The organism is Pseudomonas artemisiae, from assembly GCF_057128685.1.
On the sequence record NZ_JBSKHS010000001.1, the window covers coordinates 39,213 to 57,155 of the forward strand.

Below are 17,943 nucleotides of genomic sequence, written 5' to 3' on the forward strand. Positions count from 1 at the left end.
ACGCGCTACCCATGAAAATCATCATCGCCCCGGACTCCTTCAAGGACAGTCTCAGCGCGACCGACGCCGCCGAGGCCATTGCCCAGGGGTTGGCGCAAGTATGGCCCCAGGCTGAGTTGGTCATGTGCCCCATGGCCGACGGCGGCGAGGGCACGGTGGAAGCGGTGCTGGCCGCCTGTAGCGGTGAGTGGCGCACCGATAGCGTACAGGGCCCGCTGGGTGGCCAGGTGCGGGCGCATTGGGGTTGGCTGGCGGCCAGCCGTACCGCCATCATCGAAATGGCCGAAGCCAGCGGCCTGCAATTGGTACCCCCAGGGCAACGGGATGCCTGCGCCAGCAGTACCTTTGGGACCGGCGAGTTGATCCGCGCCGCGCTTGATGCCGGTGCCCAGCGCATCATCCTGGCCATTGGCGGCAGCGCCACCAATGACGGCGGGGCCGGTGCCTTGCAGGCCTTGGGTGTTGGGTTACTGGATGCCCAAGGCCAGCCGCTGGCTCGCGGCGGCCTGGCGCTTGCGGGCCTGGCGAAGGTCGACCTCTCCCAACTGGACCCTCGCCTGGCTCAGGTACACGTGGACATTGCCGCCGACGTAAACAACCCCCTGTGTGGCCCTCAGGGCGCATCGGCGGTATTCGGCCCGCAAAAGGGTGCCACAGCCGAGCAGGTACCCCAGTTGGACGCCGCCCTGGCGCACTATGCCCACCACTGTGCCCTGGCCCTTGGCCGGGACGTGCGCGATGAGCCCGGCAGCGGCGCGGCCGGAGGCCTGGGCTTTGCCGCCAAAGCGTTTTTGCAGGCACGGTTTCGCCCAGGGGTGGAGGTGGTGGCCGAACTGGCAGGCCTGGAACGGGCCATGCCAGGCGCGGCCTTGATGATCACCGGCGAGGGCCGTTTCGATACCCAAACCCTGCGCGGCAAAACAGTGTTTGGCGTGGCCCAGCTGGCACGGCGCTATAACCTGCCCGTGCTGGTGATCGCCGGCACCCTGGGCGAAGGTTATGAGCAGCTGTATGCCCACGGGGTAAGCGCGGCCTTTGCCTTGGTGCCGGGGCCCATAAGCCTGGAGCAGGCCTGCAAGGACGCCCCGCTGCTGTTGCGTGAGCGGGCGGCCGATATCGCTCGGCTGTGGCGCGTGGCCAGTGAGCGAGGCCCTCTGTAATGCCAGGGCCCCGCGGATGGGTCAGTTGCTGGGGCGTTGTTTGCTGGAGTCCAGCTCCACCTTTTTACCAGTGGTGATTTCAGTGATCTTCGCTGATTTTTCGATGGCCATGTCGAACACGTCCTGCATCTTGGCGATGGCATCGGTAGGCGTGCCGTTAAGCCCGCCATTGGCCGCCCAGTCGAAGTTCCAGCTGCCAGAGAGGTTGTCTTTACCCGCCACGTCATGGGTTTCGATGGCGGTGAACACCTCCGGGTGGCGCTGCATATAGCCCGCCGCTGCCGATACATCCGCAGGCACCTTGCCCGAGGTGTCATTGGCCAGCTGGGCCAGGCCCTGGCCGGTGATGGCGCCCTTGCCAGTCTGCTTCATGTAATCGGCGATGATCTTGCTGGACTTGGCGATGTTCAGCTTGTCGTCGAATACCGCGGTGTTGTTTTTCTCAGAGGTGGCGTTTCCACCGGTAGGCGTTACGGTGTTGGACATGGCTCTCTTCCCTGGAACGTTAGGCGCGTGGGGTAAAGCAGGTTAGTGGCCCGACGATAGCACGGCCCTTCGCGCTTCAGCGCTGCGCTTTCACAGCAATTCGCGGCCAGGGAAGAAATTTCACAACATTTCACAACTGGCTAATGTGCTGGCGGATCCATTGCCGGCTGTAGGCCAATACGCCTTGGGCCATTGCGGTCGGGAAGTGAATAAAACCGTGGGGCGCCGAGGGGACCCGGTAGGCCTCCACTTCAGCGCCCTGCCCCCAGCGCTCGGCCATCTGGAAAGTGTCATCGCGCAAAGGGTCCAGGTCACCGGCGAACATCAGCGCTGGCGGCAAGCCGGTAAGGTCGCCATACAAAGGTGAAACCGGCGCGTGTTGGCGTGTTTCCTCCGTCAGGTTCGGAGTCAACCTGCGAAAGGCATTCACCATGCCAGGGCCGTCCAACACTAAAGTATCCGGGCCCGCCGCGCGAACGCTTGGGCTGCCGGTAAAATCGTACACGCCGTAATACAGCACTGCGCCTGCAACCCGCGCCAGCAGTGCTGGCCACGCCTTGAGCTGCAGCAAGGTCGCGGCGGCCAGGTGCCCGCCGGCCGACTCCCCCACAAGGATGACGGGCAGCCCAGCGAACACATCGCAATCGTCGCTGAGCAACCAACGCGCGGCCTGCAGGCAATCGTCCATCAAGCCTTCGAGGGGGGTAGCCGGGGCCAGCCGGTAATCTACCGACACCACCGCCACTTGGCACGCTTCGACCATGGCAAGGTTGAGGTCATCGTTCATCTGCGCGTTGCCGATCACCCAACCGCCGCCATGGATATCCAGCACCACGCCTTTGGCTGGGCCCTTGGGCCTGATGATGCGCACGGGTACCTGAGCACCCTCAGGGCCTACCCTGCGGTGTTCGGCCCGCAAGCCGTGTTTGGCCAGCTTGACGTTGCCACTGAGCTGCCCGAGCCTCAACAGTGCCTGGATTGCCACGGGTGCAAAGCGGTTGCGCATGCGAAACCTGGGCAGCCAGGCAAGCCTCTTATTAAAGCGCTGAGCTTGAGCCAGGGTACGCCGGTCGGTCGGCCAAGGGCGTTCGTAGGTCATTGCGTGCCCTCCGCTAAGGCCTTCAGGCTTGCGCCAGTTGCTGCTCGTATTCGGCCAGGTACTGGGCCGCCAGGGCCTGCTTCTGCTCTGCGCTTAACAGCTTGCCCGCCGCCTGGAAGAACTTGTGCTCTTCCTCGCTTAAATGGTGGTGCACGGTTTCAGCGAGCTTCTTCGCGCCCGCGAGCCAGGCGGGGCTGGACATGTCGGTTTCATCCAACACCTCGACCATTTCGTCCATCTCGTGGTGTTCGGAGATGGCATGGCGGCTTAGGTCCAGGCCGTTGTCGTGGGCCATCAGAGGAATGTAAAAGTGCCGCTCTTCAGCGGTTTCGTGAGCGTAAAGCTCGGCCTTGAGCAACTGATAAGCCTCTTTGCGTTCAGGGCTGTCACCCCGGGTCTGGACCAGGGCATCGGCATAGCTACGCTGGCGCTCGTGGCTCTCACGCAGGGCTTCGAAAATATTCATGGGTAAGGGCCTCGGCAGGACATCGAGCGGCGCACGACAGTCAGCACTCAGACCCACAAGGGGCCAGCGCGTTCCGGCACGGCCTGATGCCCTACCGCTCCCTGGCGAGGCTTACGGAATCAACTTCAACCCACGCAGCCGCTCAAACACCGCATAGAAGGCATCGTCGCTGGCCTGGAAGGCCGTGAAGCCCAGCTTGCGGCTTTTGCTCATGTCGGTAACCACTTCGATGGGGCGGCCCAAGTCGGCGTCGGTGTGCCAAGGCGAAACCAGCCGGGTAATGTCGGTTTCGGCCAAGCCATGTTGCTCGGCCATGGTTTTCCACACCTCGGCGTCATTGGCCATCTGTTGCTCCAGCGGCACCACGCTGCCATCGAAGGGGGCGGCTTCTACGCCGAACCACTCAGCCAGGCGGCTCCACATCCATTTCCAGCGGAACACATCCCCGTTAACGATGTTGAAATCCTGGTTCGCGGCGGCCGGGGTGGTGGCCGCCCATAGCAGTTGCTTGGCCAGTTGGCCCGCGTCGGTCATGTCGGTAAGGCTGTTCCACTGGGCTTCGGAACCTGGGAAGCGGAACGGCCGGCCCGTGTGGCGGCAGATGCTGGCGTACACCGCCAGGGTGGTGGCCATGTTCATCGCGTTGCCCACGGCCACGCCGGTAACGGTGTGGGGGCGGTGCACGCTCCAGGTGAACCCATCGCGCTCGGCGGCGGCGAACACTTCGTCTTCCTGGGCGTAGTAGAAGTTGTCCACGTCCAGCCGGCCCTGCTCTTCACGGAAGGGGGTTTGTGGCAGGCTGCCCTTGCCATAGGCCTCGAAGGGGCCCAGGTAATGCTTCAGGCCCGTAACCAACGCCACGTGACGCACGCTGCCGGCAGCGCGCAGGGCGTCGAGTACGTTACGCACCATGGCGGCGTTGACCTTGATGTTTTCTGCCTCGGTGGCCTGGCGTGCCCAAGTGGTGATGAACACATGGGTAGGCGCATGGCCAGCCAAGCTCTGGGCCAGGCTCTCGGGGCTTTGCAGGTCCGCGGCCACAGGTGTAAAGCCTTCGCGGGGTTGTGGGTTGCGCGCCAGCCCGGCAACCTCCCAGCCTTGGCTGATGAGCAGGTCGCTGATGGCGCTGCCGACGATGCCGCTGGCGCCGACAACCAGTGCTTGATGGGTCATTGTGTACTTCCCTCCATAACGAAACCCTCACCTTAGCCGGGGTAAGATGTCGATCCAAGTCGGCACCAAAAGGTAACCACCCCCCATGCAAGCTGGCAGCAACGAAGAACAATGGCTGGAAGACTGCGCCCCACGGCGCGTGCTGGAGCTGTTCGCGACCAAATGGACGAGCATGGTGCTGCACTGCTTGCACGCCCGCCACAATGGCCAAGCCCGCAGTGGCGTACTGGAGCGTAGCCTGCCGGGCATCTCGCGCAAGATGTTGATTCAAACCCTGCGAGAGCTGGAAGCCAGCGGCCTGGTCACGCGTGAAGAACACGACACCCTCCCGCCAGCGGTGGACTACCGCCTTACGCCACTTGGCCAATTGCTGGTTGAACCCATCGAACTGGTGTATGCCTGGGCCCGCGAGAACGCGCCCGCGCTGGACGACCTTCGGCCCCGGGCAACCTCTCGGCGCCGCTAACAGGTAACCGCTCACTTCATAACTACAACTACAGGGATCACTCACATGGCACGGCAATTCAACGTCAAAGACTTCGGCGCGGTCGGCAACGGCAAAACCATCGACACCGCCGCCATTCAGGCGGCCATCAACGCGGCCGCAGAGGCTGGCGGTGGCGAGGTGTACATTCCTTCGGGCACCTATATCGTCAGTGGCGACGGCCGCCCCGCACACGGCGCCTTGATGATCAAAAGCAATGTGTTCATCAAGGGCGATGGCATGGGCGACACCGTGCTCAAGCTGGCAGATGGTTCTCATCAGGCACTGACCGGGATCATCCGCTCGGCCAGCGGGGAAGCTACCCACGACTTTGGCGTAAGTGGCCTGACCCTGGACGGCAACCGGGCCCACACCACCGGCAAGGTGGACGGCTGGTACAACGGCTTTTTGCCCGGCCAGCCAGGGCAAAACAGCAATGTGACCCTCAGCGGCGTGGAGATTCGCGATTGCTCCGGCTATGGCTTCGACCCCCACGAGCGCACGGCCAACATGCTGATCGAGAACAGCGTGGCCCACGGCAATGGCCTGGATGGCTTTGTGGCCGATTACCTGGTCGACAGTGTGTTCCGCAACAACCTGGCCTATGACAACGACCGCCATGGCTTCAATATCGTAACCACCACTCATGACATGGCGCTGCTCAACAACGTGGCTCACCACAATGGCGGCGCTGGCGTGATGGTGCAGCGCGGTAGCGAGAACATCCCCTCCCCCCACAACATCACTGTCAGCGGCGGGGAAACCTACGCCAATGGCGCCGAAGGCGTGATGGTGCGGCTGGCCTCCGGCGTGGATATCACCGGCGTGGACATCCACCACAACGGCACCGCTGGCGTGCGCCTGCATGGCGGCTCGAGCGTGACGGTGCGAGACAACCTGATCCACGAAAATGCCCAGCACTGGCTATCACCTGAGGTGCAGATCCAGCCCTATGACGACCGCTTTGGCGCCTCGGGGAAAGTGCACCAGGCCGACCACAACATCGTCGCGGGCAATGTCATCGCCGGTAGCGCCCTGAGTACTTACGGGGTAGCGGAACTGCATGGCGCGCAGGGCCATAACTCGGTGTACGGCAATACGTTCACTCATCTGGGCCTGGGCACCACGCTAATGCAAGGCAGTGGCGATCATATCGGCACCAACCACCTGATCGCCATGCTCGACGGCGGCGCTGGGGGCGACCGCCTTCAAGGCACCACCGGGGCGGATTCTCTGAACGGCAAAGCCGGCGCGGACACCTTGCTCGGTGGGGCTGGCGCTGACCTGCTATGGGGTGGCCTGGGCCATGACCGGCTAGTAGGCGGCACTCAGAACGACAGCCTGATCGGCGGGCGGAATGCCGATGTGCTGGCTGGCGGCACCGGGGCGGATGTGTTCTGGTTCACTTCGCTGACCGACAGTTACAGAACCTCTACGGCCAACCATGCCGACCGCATCGTGGACTTCGGCTTGGGGCAGGACCAGATCAACCTCGCTGGGCTGGGCTTTACCGGGCTGGGCGACGGCCATGGCTCCACCTTGAAAGTGGTGACCAATGCCGAACATACCCGCACCTACGTAAAGCACCTGGACACGGACGTACACGGCCACCGGTTCGAGCTGACGTTAGACGGCGACCTTGGCGCACGCCTGACTGAAAAGGCCTTTGTGTTCGCCGATCACAGCGCGCCGCTCGAGCTGCTTGGGGCCGCCGCCCACCCGGACGGCTCGACAACCTGAAGCGCCAGGGCGGCTCGACGCTACCGCCGCGCCGCCCGCCCAATTCTCGCGACAAACTCATGCCCACTCACCAATACGATACCTGCCACTACCAGCGCGGCACCGGCGATAAAGGCAGGAGGTTGGCGGGGGTTTCCATAGGGTGAGTCGTTATCGTTGATCGTTAAGGCATTACTCAATAAATACTGGCACTTGGCCTAGCCGCTGAACGGTGTTCAAGCCTTGCGCGAGGCGGCAGATAGCCCGGTATCGGCCTGGGATACCGCCCAGCCCTATTCTCTTTATATGGGCCTTGATCATGATCGACCTGAGTGTGTGGGACCTTATTCTTCCTGTTGGCACCCCTGCCCAGGAAGTAGCGGCGAACAGATTGACCGGCTTCACCAACCCGTACTTCCAGAAGACCGGCAATGGCCTGGTGCTGTGGGCACCTGTGACCGGGGCGCACTCGGGTAGCAGCCACTTCCCTCGCAGCGAGCTGCGGGAAGTGAACAAAAGCGGCAGCCAGCGCAACTGGAAATACAACAGCGGCACCAACGTGATCAGTGGCAAAGTGGCCGTGACTCAGGTGCCGTCCGAAGGCAAGGTGGTGGTGGCGCAGATCCACGCCAAGGATGCGGACTCCCCCTTATTGAAGGTGCAGTACCGTTTTGCCAAAGGTAGCGGCAACGTGGACATCACCTGGCGGACCAAGCCGGGCGATGACAAATCGCCGATCGTGTACACCTTCAAAAACGTGCCGCTGGGCCAGCCTTTCACCTACAAGGTGGAAATGGCCAACACGGGCATGGTGACCGCCACCATCAATGGGGTGGCCACGCAGCGGTCGCTGGATAGCAAGTGGAAGCCCTATTCGTTCTTTTTCAAGGCCGGCAACTACACCCTGGATCGCAGCGGCTATGCCACCGAAGGCGGCCGGGTAACCTATTACGAGCTGCAAACCAAGCATTGACCCGTGTGAACTGCGCCCGAAGGTTGGCCAGGTGCCTAGTTCATCCGGTAGGAGCCAGCAAGCTGGCGAATAGGCCCACAAGTCACGCGCAGCGCCAGTTAAAGCGGTGTGATTTAAATTTAAAATCAATAGCACGGTTCGCCAGCTTTGCTGGCGCCTACAGGGAAGGATAGTGTGGCTCCGGTCGGTTCAATACCACAGGCGCACGCCCACCACTAACCGCCCCTCTTCCACATCATCGCCCTCTTCGCGAACGTAATCGGCGGTGCGGCCGTAGTTCTTGGTCCAGTTCACGCCGATATAGGGCGCCACCTCGGGGATGATTTCGTAACGAAGGCGCAGGCCGGCTTCCAGGGTGGAAAGCCCGGCGCCTTGCTGGCGGACCGGGTCGTTACGGCTGAAGAAGTTTGCTTCCATGCGCGGTTGCAGGATCAGCGATGACGTCAGCGAGAGATCGTATTCGCCCTCCAGGCGCAGGCTGGTCTGGTGGTTTTCCCCTACGAAGAAGGTTGCGTCCACGTCCAGATCAGACAACGGCTCGCCCTGTACTCCGAAGGTGGCCCAGGTTTGCGGGCGCTCAGGCTTAAAATCCTGGCGTACACCGCCGAGCAGTGTCCACCAAGGGGTGACCGCATGACCGTACAGCGCTTGCACCTCGGCGCTCTCGGTATGCCCGTTGGTGCGTTCGCCTTCGGAGCGCAGCCATAGCCGGTCGATATCCCCACCTATCCAGCCTTCCACGTCCCAATCCAACGCGGTGCCCGCATCGGCTTTCTGGTACTCCAACCGGTCCAGCAGCCAGTAGGCGCGCAGGTCGCTGTCGTGCAAGGCATGGCCGGGTACGTCGGGGAAGGCCGCGGCGCGGTCGGCATCGGTAGGCGTTGGCAAGGGCTGGGCGGTAGCCGGTGCAGGCTCGGCGCTCGGCGCGCTGGGCACCATGCCTTCCATGCCAGCGTGGTCCATAGCCTCGCCGCTGCCGTGGTGCATCCCCGGCATGGCGCTGTGGTCCATGGGCGTCTCGGCCGCTACGGCGCCCCCAGCGCACAGGCTCAATAGTAGGCAGATTCCAGGCTTATTCATCAACGCGTACCTCGCGGAACATGCCCGCTTCCATGTGATAAAGCATGTGGCAATGATAGGCCCAACGGCCCAAGGCATCGGCGCTTACCCGATAGCTGCGGCGGGTGCCTGGCGGCACGTCAATGGTGTGTTTGCGCACCATGAACTGCCCGTGTTCGTCTTCCAGGTCGCTCCACATGCCATGCAGGTGGATGGGGTGCGCCATCATGGTGTCGTTGACCAACACCAGGCGCACCCGCTCCCCATAACGCAGGCGGATGGGCTCGGCATCGGCGAACTTTACGCCATCGAAGGCCCACACGAACTTATCCATATGGCCGGTCAAGTGCAGTTCCAGCGTACGGCTGGGTTCTCGCGGGTCCGGGTCGCTGAAGGTGCTGCGCAAGGCCGCGTAGGTCAGCACGTGGCGGCCGTTATCCCGCAGGCCAATGCCAGGGTCGTTCAAGCGCGCGGTCGGGGCGTTGGTTTGCATGTCCACCAGGGGGCTGCCCTGCTCGCTGGCTTTATGCTCAATCGGCGGCGCCATACCGGCCATGCCCTTCATGCCTGCCATGCCAGAATGCTCGCCGTGGGCCATGCCCATATCGGCCATGCTGACGACTACCGGCGCGTCCAGCGCCGGCACCGGCGCTACCAGGCCTGGGGCGACGGCCAGCGTGGCGCGGGCATAACCGCTGCGGTCCATGGCCTGGGCAAATACTGTATAGGCCGCGCTGCCTTCGGGCTGCACGATCACATCCAGGGTTTCGGCCACGGCCAGGCGGAACTCGTCCACGCTCACCGGCTGCACTGGTTGGCCATCGGCGGCCACCACCGTCATCTTCAAGCCTGGAATGCGCACGTCGAAATAGGTCATGGCAGAGCCGTTGATAAACCGCAGGCGCACGGGCTCGCCAGGGGTGAACAGGCTGGTGAAGTTGTCGTCCGGGGCGCGCCCGTTGACCAGGTAGGTGTAGGCTTGGCCGGTGACGTCCGCCAAGTCGGTAGGGTCCATGCGCATGCGAGCCCACATCCAGCGGTCACGCAGCGTGGCCCCCAGCCCGTGCTGGCTGGCGTCTTCGATAAAGGTGCCCAGGGTGCGGGAATTCTGGCTGTAGTAGCCGGGCTCTTTTTTCAGCCGGTCGAAGACCCGCTCGGGGTTTTCGTCCGTCCAGTCCGTGAGCATCAGCACCTGCTCGTGCATGGGGTTTGGCTCAGGCGCCCGCGGGTCGATCACCACTGCGCCGTACACCCCGGTTTGCTCCTGGAAACCGGAATGGCTGTGGTACCAATAGGTGCCATGCTGGCGCACCGGGAAACGGTATTCGAACGTTTGCCCGGGTGCGATGCCGTGAAAACTCAGCCCAGGCACGCCGTCCATATTGGCCGGCAGCACAATGCCATGCCAGTGCAGAGAGGTGGGTTCGCTCAGGCGGTTATGCACCCGCAGCGTAACCGTGCTGCCCTCGCGCCAGCGCAGCAAGGGGCCCGGCAAACCGCCGTTGATGGTCAGGGCGGTGCGGGCTTGCCCGCCTAGGCTGACCGGGCGCTGCTCAACGAACAGGTCGAAGCTGTCACCGCTCAGGGTTTGCAGGCCAGGCGCCGCGCCGGTCGACGCTGCCCAGGCCGGGTTGCGCCACAGGCCTGTGTACCCCACCGCACCCAAGGCGGCCAGGCTCTTAACAAAGGTTCTTCGGTCGGAACGGTAGGGCATTGAAGGGTCCTGTAGGGGGCGGCAAACGGCAGAGCGATCATAAGAGCCCCAAACGCTGCCAAGGTTGCGTAAGCCAGGCCGCTGACCTTACCAGCCGGGCCGCGCAAAGTGCACAGCACGTCAAGACAAGGCTGCGCTTAACTGCCATGCTTTCTGGCCATCGTTCGTTTGGCTGCCGCCATGTCATTACCTGCTGCCCATCGCCCTGCTTTCGTCCGAGGCGCCGTTGCCGCTTTGCCGCTTTCATTGGCCTGCATGCCCTGGGGGTTGCTGGCAGGCTCCATGGCCGTGGACGCAGGCCTCACCCCGCTGCAAAGCCAAGGGTTGTCCACCATCGTGTTCGCTGGCGCCGCGCAGTTGGTGGCCATCGGCATGATCAAAGGCGGGGCCGGGGTATTATCCATCTTGCTCACCACTCTGCTGCTCACCTCCCAGCACCTGCTCTATGGCATGCACCTGCGCAGCCGAGTCGCCCCGCTAGCCACCCGCTGGCGGCTAGGGCTGGGCTTTTTGCTTACCGATGAGCTGTTCGCCCTCACCAGCCAGCATAGCCCGGCGACTTTCCAGCGCTGGTATGCCCTCGGGGCGGGGCTCACGCTCTACTTCATCTGGAACCTCTGCACCCTGGCGGGCATTGTGCTGGGCAAGAGCATTCCGGGGCTTGAGCAACTGGGGCTGGACTTCTCCATCGCCGCGACCTTTATCGCCCTGATCACCCCAGTGGTGCGGTCGGTACCAACTGCCGTGTGCGTGGCGGTGGCGCTGTGCTGCTCTGTACTGTTCAGCTACTGGCATGTGGAGTCGGCCCTGGTGCTGGCAGGGCTCTGTGCCATGGGCGCCGGCTACCTGTGTAAACACGTGATGGAGACTGGGCGATGATGTGGGTGTTGATTGTTGGCATGGCCGTAGTGTTGTTCTTCAACCGCTATGTGTTCCTTGAGCCACGTTTGCCTGTGCGCCTAGGCCAACGCATGCAGGATTTTCTAGGCTTTGCCGTGCCAGGGATGCTTACCGCCATTTGTGGGCCCATCGTATTTATGCCCGGCCACCAGCTTAACCTGTCCCTGGCCAACCCTTATCTATGGGCGGGTCTATGTACCCTGGGGTTGATGCTGCTGACCCGCGGCGTGCTGCTAAGCGTGGCGCTAAGCATGGGGGCCTTCTATGCCTTTCGCGCCTGGCTGTAATTTGTTTGAACCGCGCCGTACATGAATAGGCCGAACGAACAATAATTGCCTATCGTTGTGGGATTCGTCATAGACAGAGGGGAGCGCCATGGAAATCAACCAGTTGTTCAACCAGTTGCACAATTTGCCCAGTATTCCCAAGGTCGCCCAAGACCTGATCACCCAGTTCGACAACCCCACCTCGGGCATTGAAGCCATCGCCCGCAATATCGAAAAAGACCCCGTCATCTCGGCGAAAATCCTGCGCCTGGCCAACTCGGCGCGCTTTCGTGGCGCACGCGAATCCACCAGCATCGAAGACGCAGCCATGCGCCTGGGCTTCAACACCATGCGTACCCTGGTGCTGGCCAGCGCGGTGACCGGGGCCTTTAGCGCGCCGCCGTCATTCAACCTCAAGGGTTTTTGGCTTAAAAGTTTTCAGGTGGCGAGCATCGCCCGGCTGCTGGCCAAGCAAGATGGCAAAGACCCGGAAGTGGCCTTTACCTGTGGCCTGATGCACAACATTGGCGAGCTGCTGATTCAAACCGGCGCCCCGGACATGGTCGACCGGCTCAATGCGCGCCGCGCGAACGCCTCCTCCCCGGCCCATGCGGCGGATGAAACGCTGCAATTGGGTTTTGGCTACCCTGAGGTAGGCGCGGAGCTGGCCAAGCGCTGGAACCTGCCCAAGCAGATCCAGGATGGCATTGCCTACCAGGCCAAGCCCCATCAAGTACCCGGCAACGGCCCACTGCCCCTGTTGGTCGCCCAGGCCTGCGAGGTTAGCGACCAGCTGCAGAAATACGGTGGCCCTACCGAACAGGCCCGGGCCGAGCTTGAGGATGAACTGATGAAGGGCGTGGACCTGCCCCAGCTGTTCGCCGCCCTGCCCCAGGTGCTGGAGGCCGACAAAGCCTTCGAAGAGCTACTGCGCTAACCCAGGCAGGGGCCAAAGCGCGGGTTCAGGCCTCTGGCGCCAGGCCCGTTTCGAATACCTCGGTCAGCACCAGGCCACGGGGCACGCCTGCCATAAATAGCTGGCGGGCAAACGCCTCTACCGCTTTGGGGCTACCGCAGGCCAAGGCCAGGGTCGAGCGGCTTGGGCGTAAGTCGGCCAAGGTTACGCTAGGTGCTCGAAGGTCTATCTGCAGTATGGGGTAGGCCTTAGCCAACTGCTCAAGGGCATCGGCCAGGTAATGCTCGCCTTCTTGTGCGCTATGCACCAGGCGTATTTCGCCCTCATGGCCCGCGGCCAACGCCTGATGCAGGATGGCCCACAGTGGCGCCAGACCCGTTCCACTGGCCAATAACCACAGCGGCCGCGCAGCCCACGCTGGATCGTAATAAAGGGCACCGCCAGCGACTTTCCCAAGTACCAAGGGGTCACCTACCCGCAGTTGCCGAGCTACGCTTACGAACGCCCCTGGGCGGGCACACTGCACATGAAACTCCAACCAAGGCGCTGTGTTGGGCTGGCCGGCCAGGGAGTACGGCCGCGCTACCCCACTCTGGCTCCACACCACCACATGTTGCCCAGGCTGGTAACGCAAGGGGCGTTGTGGCAGCACCCGCAAGCGCAGCACACCAGGGCTAAGCCAAGTCAACTCACTAACGCGCGCAGGCACGCCGTCCATGGCGGGGTTGTAGGGTGCCACCACTAAGTGCTCTATCACCTGACACTGGCACGCCAAGCGCCAGCCCTCGGCGCGCTCATCAGCAGGCAGGGCCTGCGGCTGTACATCCATAGGCTGGCCTTCGATGCAGCGCACCCGGCAACTCTGGCAATGCCCGGCGCGGCAGCTAGAAGGCACGGCTACGCCGCCAGCCCTGAGCGCATCCAGCAGGTTAGCGCCAGTGGTCACCTCCCAGGTGCGGCCGTTGACGCTCAGCTCAGGCATCGGCCCATTCCCAGGCCGCCACGCAGCGGTTACGGCCCTCGCGCTTGGCCTGGTACAGGGCTTTGTCGGCCAGGTGCAGGGCGTCATCGAGCACATCGCCTTCGTTGAGCAAGGTCAGGCCCGCGCTCAGGCTTACCCCCCCCACCTTGCTATCGGCCGGTGTGGTGGCCGCGAACGCCAAACGCAGGCGCTCGCAACACAGCGTCAGGCGTTCGGCATCGGTGTCCAGCATCAGCAGCACGAACTCTTCGCCCCCGTAGCGGGCCAGCACATCCCCTTCACGCAGGCAGGCGGTGGCTACCTGGGCGAAGCTTTGCAGCACCGCATCCCCGGCGGCGTGGCCATGCATGTCGTTAATGCGCTTGAAGTGATCCAGGTCAATCAATGCCAGGCCGTGGGTGTGGCTGCGGCGCAGGCTTTGCAGTTCTCGGGAGGCCAAGCGCAAGAAATGCCGGCGGTTGAACAGCCCGGTAAGCTCATCGGTGGCGACCAGTTCTTCCAGTTGCCGCATCATCCCGCGCAGGGTGTCTTGGTGAGCCTGCAACGCAAAGCGCCGCCGACGCATGCGATGGCGGGAGGCCTGAACGTAGTTGGCGTACAGGCATAGCCAGAACAACACGATAAACAGCACCGCGCCCTGAATGGCCACCAGGCCGGCCTCATGTAACTGCCCCTGGCTGAATTCGTAGACGTTAAGAACGGCAAAGCTGGTTAGCACCAAGGCCGCGCAGCGCAGGAATACCGCCCTGGGCAGATGAAACAGCCCGAACATCAGCGGCACCACGTAGATGATCAAAAACGCGCCACGGGCAGTGGTCAGGTGCGCCAATAGCCAGGTTTGCCAACCAATGCCTAGCCAAATCTGTAGCTCGGTCAAACTGGGGTCGGCAAAACGCTGGTTGTACCCTTTGAAAAAGGTCCACCCCAGCGCGGCTTGGCTGATCATGGCCAACACGCCACCGCCCAGCACAACGTGGGCGCTGCCATGGAAATAGCCGCCTAAAAAGGTTACGCCTACTAGCACCAGCATGATCACGTAACTGCTGAGGCCTAAAAGAAAGCGCTTGATAAATAACTTTTGAGGATTGAACTCGGTCACTCGCTGACTCACCGCGCTGATGGGGATCCTATCCCCGACCACAATTATGGCAAGGTGCCACTTTAGTGACCTGTCACAAAAATGGCCATTGGATTTTTGACCAACCGATGACCGACCCTAGCCAACGCTCACAGCCTAGCCCGCCGAATACCTCACAGCTTCGGCCAAAGGCGGGTGCGCGCCCTGCTCGGGCGGGGGTATACTGCCGCGCCTTTTGCCGGCCCCCCGCCTGCCCTGGCTGTTGCCCACCCTTTGGGCCGCGCCTGAGAGGCCGCCCCGCGTGCCTTGCGCGGGCCGAGATATGTTCCCGTGTCAAAGAGGAGCGCGCCCGTGACCGTGATCAAGCAAGATGACCTCATTCAGAGTGTCGCCGATGCCCTGCAGTATATTTCCTACTACCACCCCGTAGATTTCATAGAAGCGATGCACCAGGCCTACCAGCGCGAGGAATCCCCTGCCGCACGGGACTCCATCGCCCAGATCCTGATCAACTCGCGCATGTGCGCCACGGGGCACCGCCCCATTTGCCAAGACACCGGTATCGTGACGGTCTTCGTGCGCGTGGGCATGGGCGTGCGCTGGGACGGCGCCACCATGGGCGTGGACGACATGATCAACGAAGGCGTGCGCCGCGCCTACAACCTGCCGGACAACGTGCTGCGCGCGTCCATCCTGGCCGACCCGGCCGGCAGCCGCAAGAACACCAAGGACAACACCCCGGCGGTGATTCACTACGCCATCGTGCCGGGCGATACCGTGGAAGTGGACGTGGCCGCCAAGGGTGGCGGCTCCGAAAACAAGTCCAAGATGGCCATGCTCAACCCTTCGGATTCCATCGTCGACTGGGTGCTCAAAACCGTGCCCACCATGGGCGCTGGCTGGTGCCCGCCGGGCATGCTGGGTATCGGTATTGGCGGCACCGCCGAGAAAGCCGCGGTGATGGCCAAGGAAGTGTTGATGGACCCCATCGACATCCACGAACTCAAGGCCCGTGGCCCGCGGAACCGCCTCGAAGAAATGCGCCTGGAGCTGTTCGAGAAGGTCAACCAGTTGGGCATCGGCGCCCAGGGCCTGGGCGGCCTGACCACGGTGCTGGACGTCAAAATCATGGACTACCCCACCCACGCAGCCTCGCTGCCGGTGTGCATGATCCCCAACTGCGCGGCCACCCGCCATGCCCACTTCGTACTCGACGGCACCGGCCCCGCCTCCCTGGAAGCGCCACCCTTGGACGCCTACCCAGAGATCGTCTGGGAAGCCGGCCCCTCGGCCCGCCGCGTGGACCTGAACACCGTCACCCCCGAAGACGTACAAAGCTGGAAGCCAGGCGAAACCTTGCTGCTTAACGGCAAGATGCTCACCGGCCGGGACGCCGCGCACAAGCGCATGGTAGACATGCTCAACAAGGGCGAAACCCTGCCGGTGGACCTAAAGGGCCGCTTTATTTACTACGTGGGGCCGGTGGACCCGGTGCGCGAAGAAGTGGTCGGCCCCGCCGGCCCTACCACCGCCACCCGGATGGACAAGTTCACCCGGCAGATCCTGGATCAAACCGGCCTGCTGGGCATGATCGGCAAATCCGAGCGCGGCCCTACCGCTATCGATGCGATCAAGGACTACAAGGCGGTGTACCTGATGGCCGTAGGCGGCGCGGCCTACCTGGTGGCCCAGGCCATCAAGGGCGCCCGCGTGGTGGCCTTCGAAGAGCTGGGGATGGAGGCCATCTACGAGTTCGACGTAAAAGACATGCCCGTGACCGTGGCCGTGGACAGCCAGGGGGAGTCGGTGCATATCACCGGGCCTGCGCTGTGGCAGGGCCGTATCGCTGAAAGCTTGGCCGTCGAAGTACGCTAAGCACGCCAAAGCCCGGTGCAATGCCGGGCTTGTCTTTGAGCGATGGCCAGCCATGGAACTCACTTCCACCAACGGGCCACTCAGCGTCTTGAATCAGAAATAACAGGCCAGAACGCCGAGTGTATTGCGTGCTACCTGCACCGTGGGCGGGCCTTGGCCTGCCCTGCTCCGCCTACGCTATTCGCATGGCGCTATAACGACCTTATAAAAACGACCAGAGCGCGTTCTTTATGCATGCTAGAAGCACTGTCGACACCTGGCTGTCTCAGATAAACCCTAATGACCGCTCCTTGGTGCTGGACCTTCACGGCCAATGCCAGTTGATCCGTAAGCCCAATGAAATGTGCACGCTGCTCGTACCGGCTGACACCAGCGAAGCGGTCGTACTCTACAGTCATATCTGGCAACTAAGCGGCGAGGTTAACGCCGACCAATACGAAGCCCTGCTGGGCCTGAACCTGCTGGGCATCAAAACCCTGGGCTGTACCCTCGGGCTGGACGCACCGTTCAGGAGCTTGGTGCTTTCGTATTCACTGCCGCTCAAGGGTTGCGACCTAGGTGGCTTCTGCACCGCAGTGGATAACTTCTTTTCTGCTGCTGGCGAGGTACGGGAGGCGATTGAAGTGGCGCTAAAACCCAAAACGCCCCGCGCGCCTCAGGCGCCGTCAGGGCGGCCTGGTAATTCATTGCAACAGCCACGTTTTTTAGAAAGAGGTTGACCGGCTGATAGCCATTTGGAGACATGTATGCCAGTCATTCGACCGCCCTCAGCCAATATCACTACCCAGATGCTCGACACGGTGGTGAAAAGAGCTAGCAGCGACACCGCCCGTACGTTATCAGGCATTAGTAGCAAGCCGGCACCCGTGCGCCAGCTGAGTAGTAAGGAGGTACACAGCATGGGTCATATGACCCGTACCGAGGGCTTACCTCATGCTAACTTAAAGCACGTCACCAGCATGGCGTCTGCATTAAGCTCGGGCGCCGGGCAAAAGCGCAGCCTGTTCACCATGGTAGAACCAGCCGCATTTATGCAACTAAAGGAACACCGAAAGCTTGAATTCGTTGGCTTGCATGGCACTGCCGGGTTTGCGGCCGAAGCCATGAGGAAAGATGGAATTGACACCGATTTGGCCGGCAAATACACCGGTGGAAGGTCAGGCGGCGGCAAAGGTATCTACACCACCAACTCCAACAACGCGACCTCTCCCGAGCAAGCAACGGCTGCGGTAAAAGTAGCGGACCACTACGCCCACCGCGCAGTCCTAGGCGAGCCGCTTGCTTTTGAGCTAGACACCAGGCGCATTATCCTAGCGTTCTACCGTGCGCCCACGAAGAACCTGAAAAGCAAGGCTATGCCTGCGGAAATACAGGGTAATGCAAAGGCGGTAGAAGCCTTCCGTAGGGAAAATCCAGCGGACGAATACCGCCTGGGACCCACGCCTGCTCCAAGGCGATTGGCGGGCGTAGAAGCAGAGACAACGCTCATTACTGACAATGCGTTGCGCAATGACGAGATGGAATACTTCGCCGTGGAGTTTAAGCCCGAAGGAAAATAAACACGCAAACAAAGCGCCTTCCCTAGGGAACGCG

The 17,943-nt window shown here is 62.4% G+C and carries 18 protein-coding genes; 10 read left to right on the forward strand and 8 right to left on the reverse strand.

From position 1 onward, the window contains the following. The first annotated feature begins 11 nt into the window (after nt 1-11). On the forward strand, nt 12-1,160 hold the full coding sequence (locus ACWKV4_RS00190; RefSeq protein WP_483833768.1) for a glycerate kinase: 1,149 nt from the start codon (nt 12-14) through the stop codon (nt 1,158-1,160). A 21-nt stretch (nt 1,161-1,181) separates the two neighbouring features. Here the strand turns inward: ACWKV4_RS00190 and ACWKV4_RS00195 are convergent, their stop codons facing one another. From ACWKV4_RS00195 to ACWKV4_RS00210, 4 genes are all read right to left on the reverse strand, one after another. Next, nucleotides 1,182-1,646: a hypothetical protein gene (locus ACWKV4_RS00195; RefSeq protein ID WP_483833803.1), complete on the reverse strand. Its 465-nt coding sequence runs from the start codon at nt 1,644-1,646 to the stop codon at nt 1,182-1,184. A 130-nt stretch (nt 1,647-1,776) separates the two neighbouring features. Further along, nucleotides 1,777-2,745 carry an alpha/beta hydrolase gene (locus ACWKV4_RS00200; protein ID WP_483833767.1) on the reverse strand — a complete coding sequence of 323 codons (969 nt, stop codon included), beginning with the start codon at nt 2,743-2,745 and terminating at the stop codon, nt 1,777-1,779. 22 nt (nt 2,746-2,767) lie between these two features. Further along, the gene (locus ACWKV4_RS00205) at nt 2,768-3,211 is read right to left on the reverse strand and encodes a hemerythrin domain-containing protein (RefSeq protein ID WP_483833766.1); all 444 of its coding nucleotides are present in this window, start codon (nt 3,209-3,211) and stop codon (nt 2,768-2,770) included. A gap of 111 nt (nt 3,212-3,322) precedes the next feature. Then, complete coding sequence (locus ACWKV4_RS00210; protein ID WP_483833765.1) at nt 3,323-4,384, reverse strand: SDR family oxidoreductase; 1,062 nt, start codon at nt 4,382-4,384, stop codon at nt 3,323-3,325. Between the two features lie 85 nt (nt 4,385-4,469). Between ACWKV4_RS00210 and ACWKV4_RS00215 the strand changes: the two genes are divergently transcribed. The 3 genes from ACWKV4_RS00215 to ACWKV4_RS00225 all read left to right on the forward strand — a co-directional run bounded on the left by ACWKV4_RS00215 (nt 4,470) and on the right by ACWKV4_RS00225 (nt 7,560). Further along, entirely contained in the window at nt 4,470-4,850 is a 381-nt protein-coding gene (locus ACWKV4_RS00215; RefSeq protein WP_483833764.1) for a winged helix-turn-helix transcriptional regulator, read from the forward strand. A 45-nt stretch (nt 4,851-4,895) separates the two neighbouring features. Continuing rightward, the gene (locus tag ACWKV4_RS00220; protein WP_483833763.1) at nt 4,896-6,608 is read left to right on the forward strand and encodes a right-handed parallel beta-helix repeat-containing protein; all 1,713 of its coding nucleotides are present in this window, start codon (nt 4,896-4,898) and stop codon (nt 6,606-6,608) included. Nucleotides 6,609-6,906: 298 nt separating this feature from the next. Beyond that, nucleotides 6,907-7,560 (forward strand): polysaccharide lyase family 7 protein, encoded by a 654-nt coding sequence (locus ACWKV4_RS00225; protein WP_483833762.1) that lies wholly within the window; start codon nt 6,907-6,909, stop codon nt 7,558-7,560. A gap of 189 nt (nt 7,561-7,749) precedes the next feature. Here the strand turns inward: ACWKV4_RS00225 and ACWKV4_RS00230 are convergent, their stop codons facing one another. Continuing rightward, nucleotides 7,750-8,640: a copper resistance protein B gene (locus tag ACWKV4_RS00230; RefSeq protein ID WP_483833761.1), complete on the reverse strand. Its 891-nt coding sequence runs from the start codon at nt 8,638-8,640 to the stop codon at nt 7,750-7,752. Then, nucleotides 8,633-10,333, reverse strand: a complete 1,701-nt coding sequence (locus tag ACWKV4_RS00235; protein WP_483833760.1) for a copper resistance system multicopper oxidase — start codon at nt 10,331-10,333, stop codon at nt 8,633-8,635. The genes ACWKV4_RS00230 and ACWKV4_RS00235 overlap by 8 nt, the downstream gene beginning before the upstream one ends. A gap of 180 nt (nt 10,334-10,513) precedes the next feature. Between ACWKV4_RS00235 and ACWKV4_RS00240 the strand changes: the two genes are divergently transcribed. The 3 genes from ACWKV4_RS00240 to ACWKV4_RS00250 all read left to right on the forward strand — a co-directional run bounded on the left by ACWKV4_RS00240 (nt 10,514) and on the right by ACWKV4_RS00250 (nt 12,436). Beyond that, nucleotides 10,514-11,212 (forward strand): AzlC family ABC transporter permease, encoded by a 699-nt coding sequence (locus ACWKV4_RS00240; RefSeq protein ID WP_483833759.1) that lies wholly within the window; start codon nt 10,514-10,516, stop codon nt 11,210-11,212. Continuing rightward, complete coding sequence (locus ACWKV4_RS00245; RefSeq protein WP_483833758.1) at nt 11,209-11,520, forward strand: AzlD domain-containing protein; 312 nt, start codon at nt 11,209-11,211, stop codon at nt 11,518-11,520. The genes ACWKV4_RS00240 and ACWKV4_RS00245 overlap by 4 nt, the downstream gene beginning before the upstream one ends. Before the next feature lie 88 nt (nt 11,521-11,608). After that, nucleotides 11,609-12,436: an HDOD domain-containing protein gene (locus ACWKV4_RS00250; protein WP_483833757.1), complete on the forward strand. Its 828-nt coding sequence runs from the start codon at nt 11,609-11,611 to the stop codon at nt 12,434-12,436. A gap of 25 nt (nt 12,437-12,461) precedes the next feature. Here ACWKV4_RS00250 and ACWKV4_RS00255 read toward each other — a convergent pair whose 3' ends face one another. Both ACWKV4_RS00255 and ACWKV4_RS00260 read right to left on the reverse strand, forming a co-directional pair. Next, nucleotides 12,462-13,397, reverse strand: a complete 936-nt coding sequence (locus ACWKV4_RS00255) for an iron-sulfur-binding ferredoxin reductase (RefSeq protein WP_483833756.1) — start codon at nt 13,395-13,397, stop codon at nt 12,462-12,464. Beyond that, nucleotides 13,390-14,496, reverse strand: a complete 1,107-nt coding sequence (locus tag ACWKV4_RS00260) for a GGDEF domain-containing protein (RefSeq protein WP_483833755.1) — start codon at nt 14,494-14,496, stop codon at nt 13,390-13,392. Before ACWKV4_RS00260 ends, ACWKV4_RS00255 begins: the two co-directional genes overlap by 8 nt. Nucleotides 14,497-14,826: 330 nt before the next feature. Here ACWKV4_RS00260 and ACWKV4_RS00265 point away from each other — a divergent pair, with 330 nt between their 5' ends. The 3 genes from ACWKV4_RS00265 to ACWKV4_RS00275 all read left to right on the forward strand — a co-directional run bounded on the left by ACWKV4_RS00265 (nt 14,827) and on the right by ACWKV4_RS00275 (nt 17,909). Beyond that, nucleotides 14,827-16,350, forward strand: coding sequence for a fumarate hydratase (locus ACWKV4_RS00265; RefSeq protein WP_483833754.1), 1,524 nt, complete (start codon nt 14,827-14,829; stop codon nt 16,348-16,350). Between the two features lie 230 nt (nt 16,351-16,580). Beyond that, complete coding sequence (locus ACWKV4_RS00270; RefSeq protein WP_483833753.1) at nt 16,581-17,069, forward strand: CesT family type III secretion system chaperone; 489 nt, start codon at nt 16,581-16,583, stop codon at nt 17,067-17,069. 180 nt (nt 17,070-17,249) lie between these two features. Continuing rightward, nucleotides 17,250-17,909 (forward strand): hypothetical protein, encoded by a 660-nt coding sequence (locus ACWKV4_RS00275; RefSeq protein ID WP_483833752.1) that lies wholly within the window; start codon nt 17,250-17,252, stop codon nt 17,907-17,909. Nucleotides 17,910-17,943: the final 34 nt, after the last annotated feature.

Bases quoted from the DNA above. Each gene is read 5' to 3' on its own strand.
- ACWKV4_RS00190 (WP_483833768.1), top strand. From the start codon at position 12: ATGAAAATCATCATCGCCCCGGACTCCTTCAAGGACAGTCTCAGCGCG.
- ACWKV4_RS00195 (WP_483833803.1), bottom strand. From the start codon at position 1,646: ATGTCCAACACCGTAACGCCTACCGGTGGAAACGCCACCTCTGAGAAA.
- ACWKV4_RS00200 (WP_483833767.1), bottom strand. From the start codon at position 2,745: ATGACCTACGAACGCCCTTGGCCGACCGACCGGCGTACCCTGGCTCAA.
- ACWKV4_RS00205 (WP_483833766.1), bottom strand. From the start codon at position 3,211: ATGAATATTTTCGAAGCCCTGCGTGAGAGCCACGAGCGCCAGCGTAGC.
- ACWKV4_RS00210 (WP_483833765.1), bottom strand. From the start codon at position 4,384: ATGACCCATCAAGCACTGGTTGTCGGCGCCAGCGGCATCGTCGGCAGC.
- ACWKV4_RS00215 (WP_483833764.1), top strand. From the start codon at position 4,470: ATGCAAGCTGGCAGCAACGAAGAACAATGGCTGGAAGACTGCGCCCCA.
- ACWKV4_RS00220 (WP_483833763.1), top strand. From the start codon at position 4,896: ATGGCACGGCAATTCAACGTCAAAGACTTCGGCGCGGTCGGCAACGGC.
- ACWKV4_RS00225 (WP_483833762.1), top strand. From the start codon at position 6,907: ATGATCGACCTGAGTGTGTGGGACCTTATTCTTCCTGTTGGCACCCCT.
- ACWKV4_RS00230 (WP_483833761.1), bottom strand. From the start codon at position 8,640: ATGAATAAGCCTGGAATCTGCCTACTATTGAGCCTGTGCGCTGGGGGC.
- ACWKV4_RS00235 (WP_483833760.1), bottom strand. From the start codon at position 10,333: ATGCCCTACCGTTCCGACCGAAGAACCTTTGTTAAGAGCCTGGCCGCC.
- ACWKV4_RS00240 (WP_483833759.1), top strand. From the start codon at position 10,514: ATGTCATTACCTGCTGCCCATCGCCCTGCTTTCGTCCGAGGCGCCGTT.
- ACWKV4_RS00245 (WP_483833758.1), top strand. From the start codon at position 11,209: ATGATGTGGGTGTTGATTGTTGGCATGGCCGTAGTGTTGTTCTTCAAC.
- ACWKV4_RS00250 (WP_483833757.1), top strand. From the start codon at position 11,609: ATGGAAATCAACCAGTTGTTCAACCAGTTGCACAATTTGCCCAGTATT.
- ACWKV4_RS00255 (WP_483833756.1), bottom strand. From the start codon at position 13,397: ATGCCTGAGCTGAGCGTCAACGGCCGCACCTGGGAGGTGACCACTGGC.
- ACWKV4_RS00270 (WP_483833753.1), top strand. From the start codon at position 16,581: ATGCATGCTAGAAGCACTGTCGACACCTGGCTGTCTCAGATAAACCCT.
- ACWKV4_RS00275 (WP_483833752.1), top strand. From the start codon at position 17,250: ATGGGTCATATGACCCGTACCGAGGGCTTACCTCATGCTAACTTAAAG.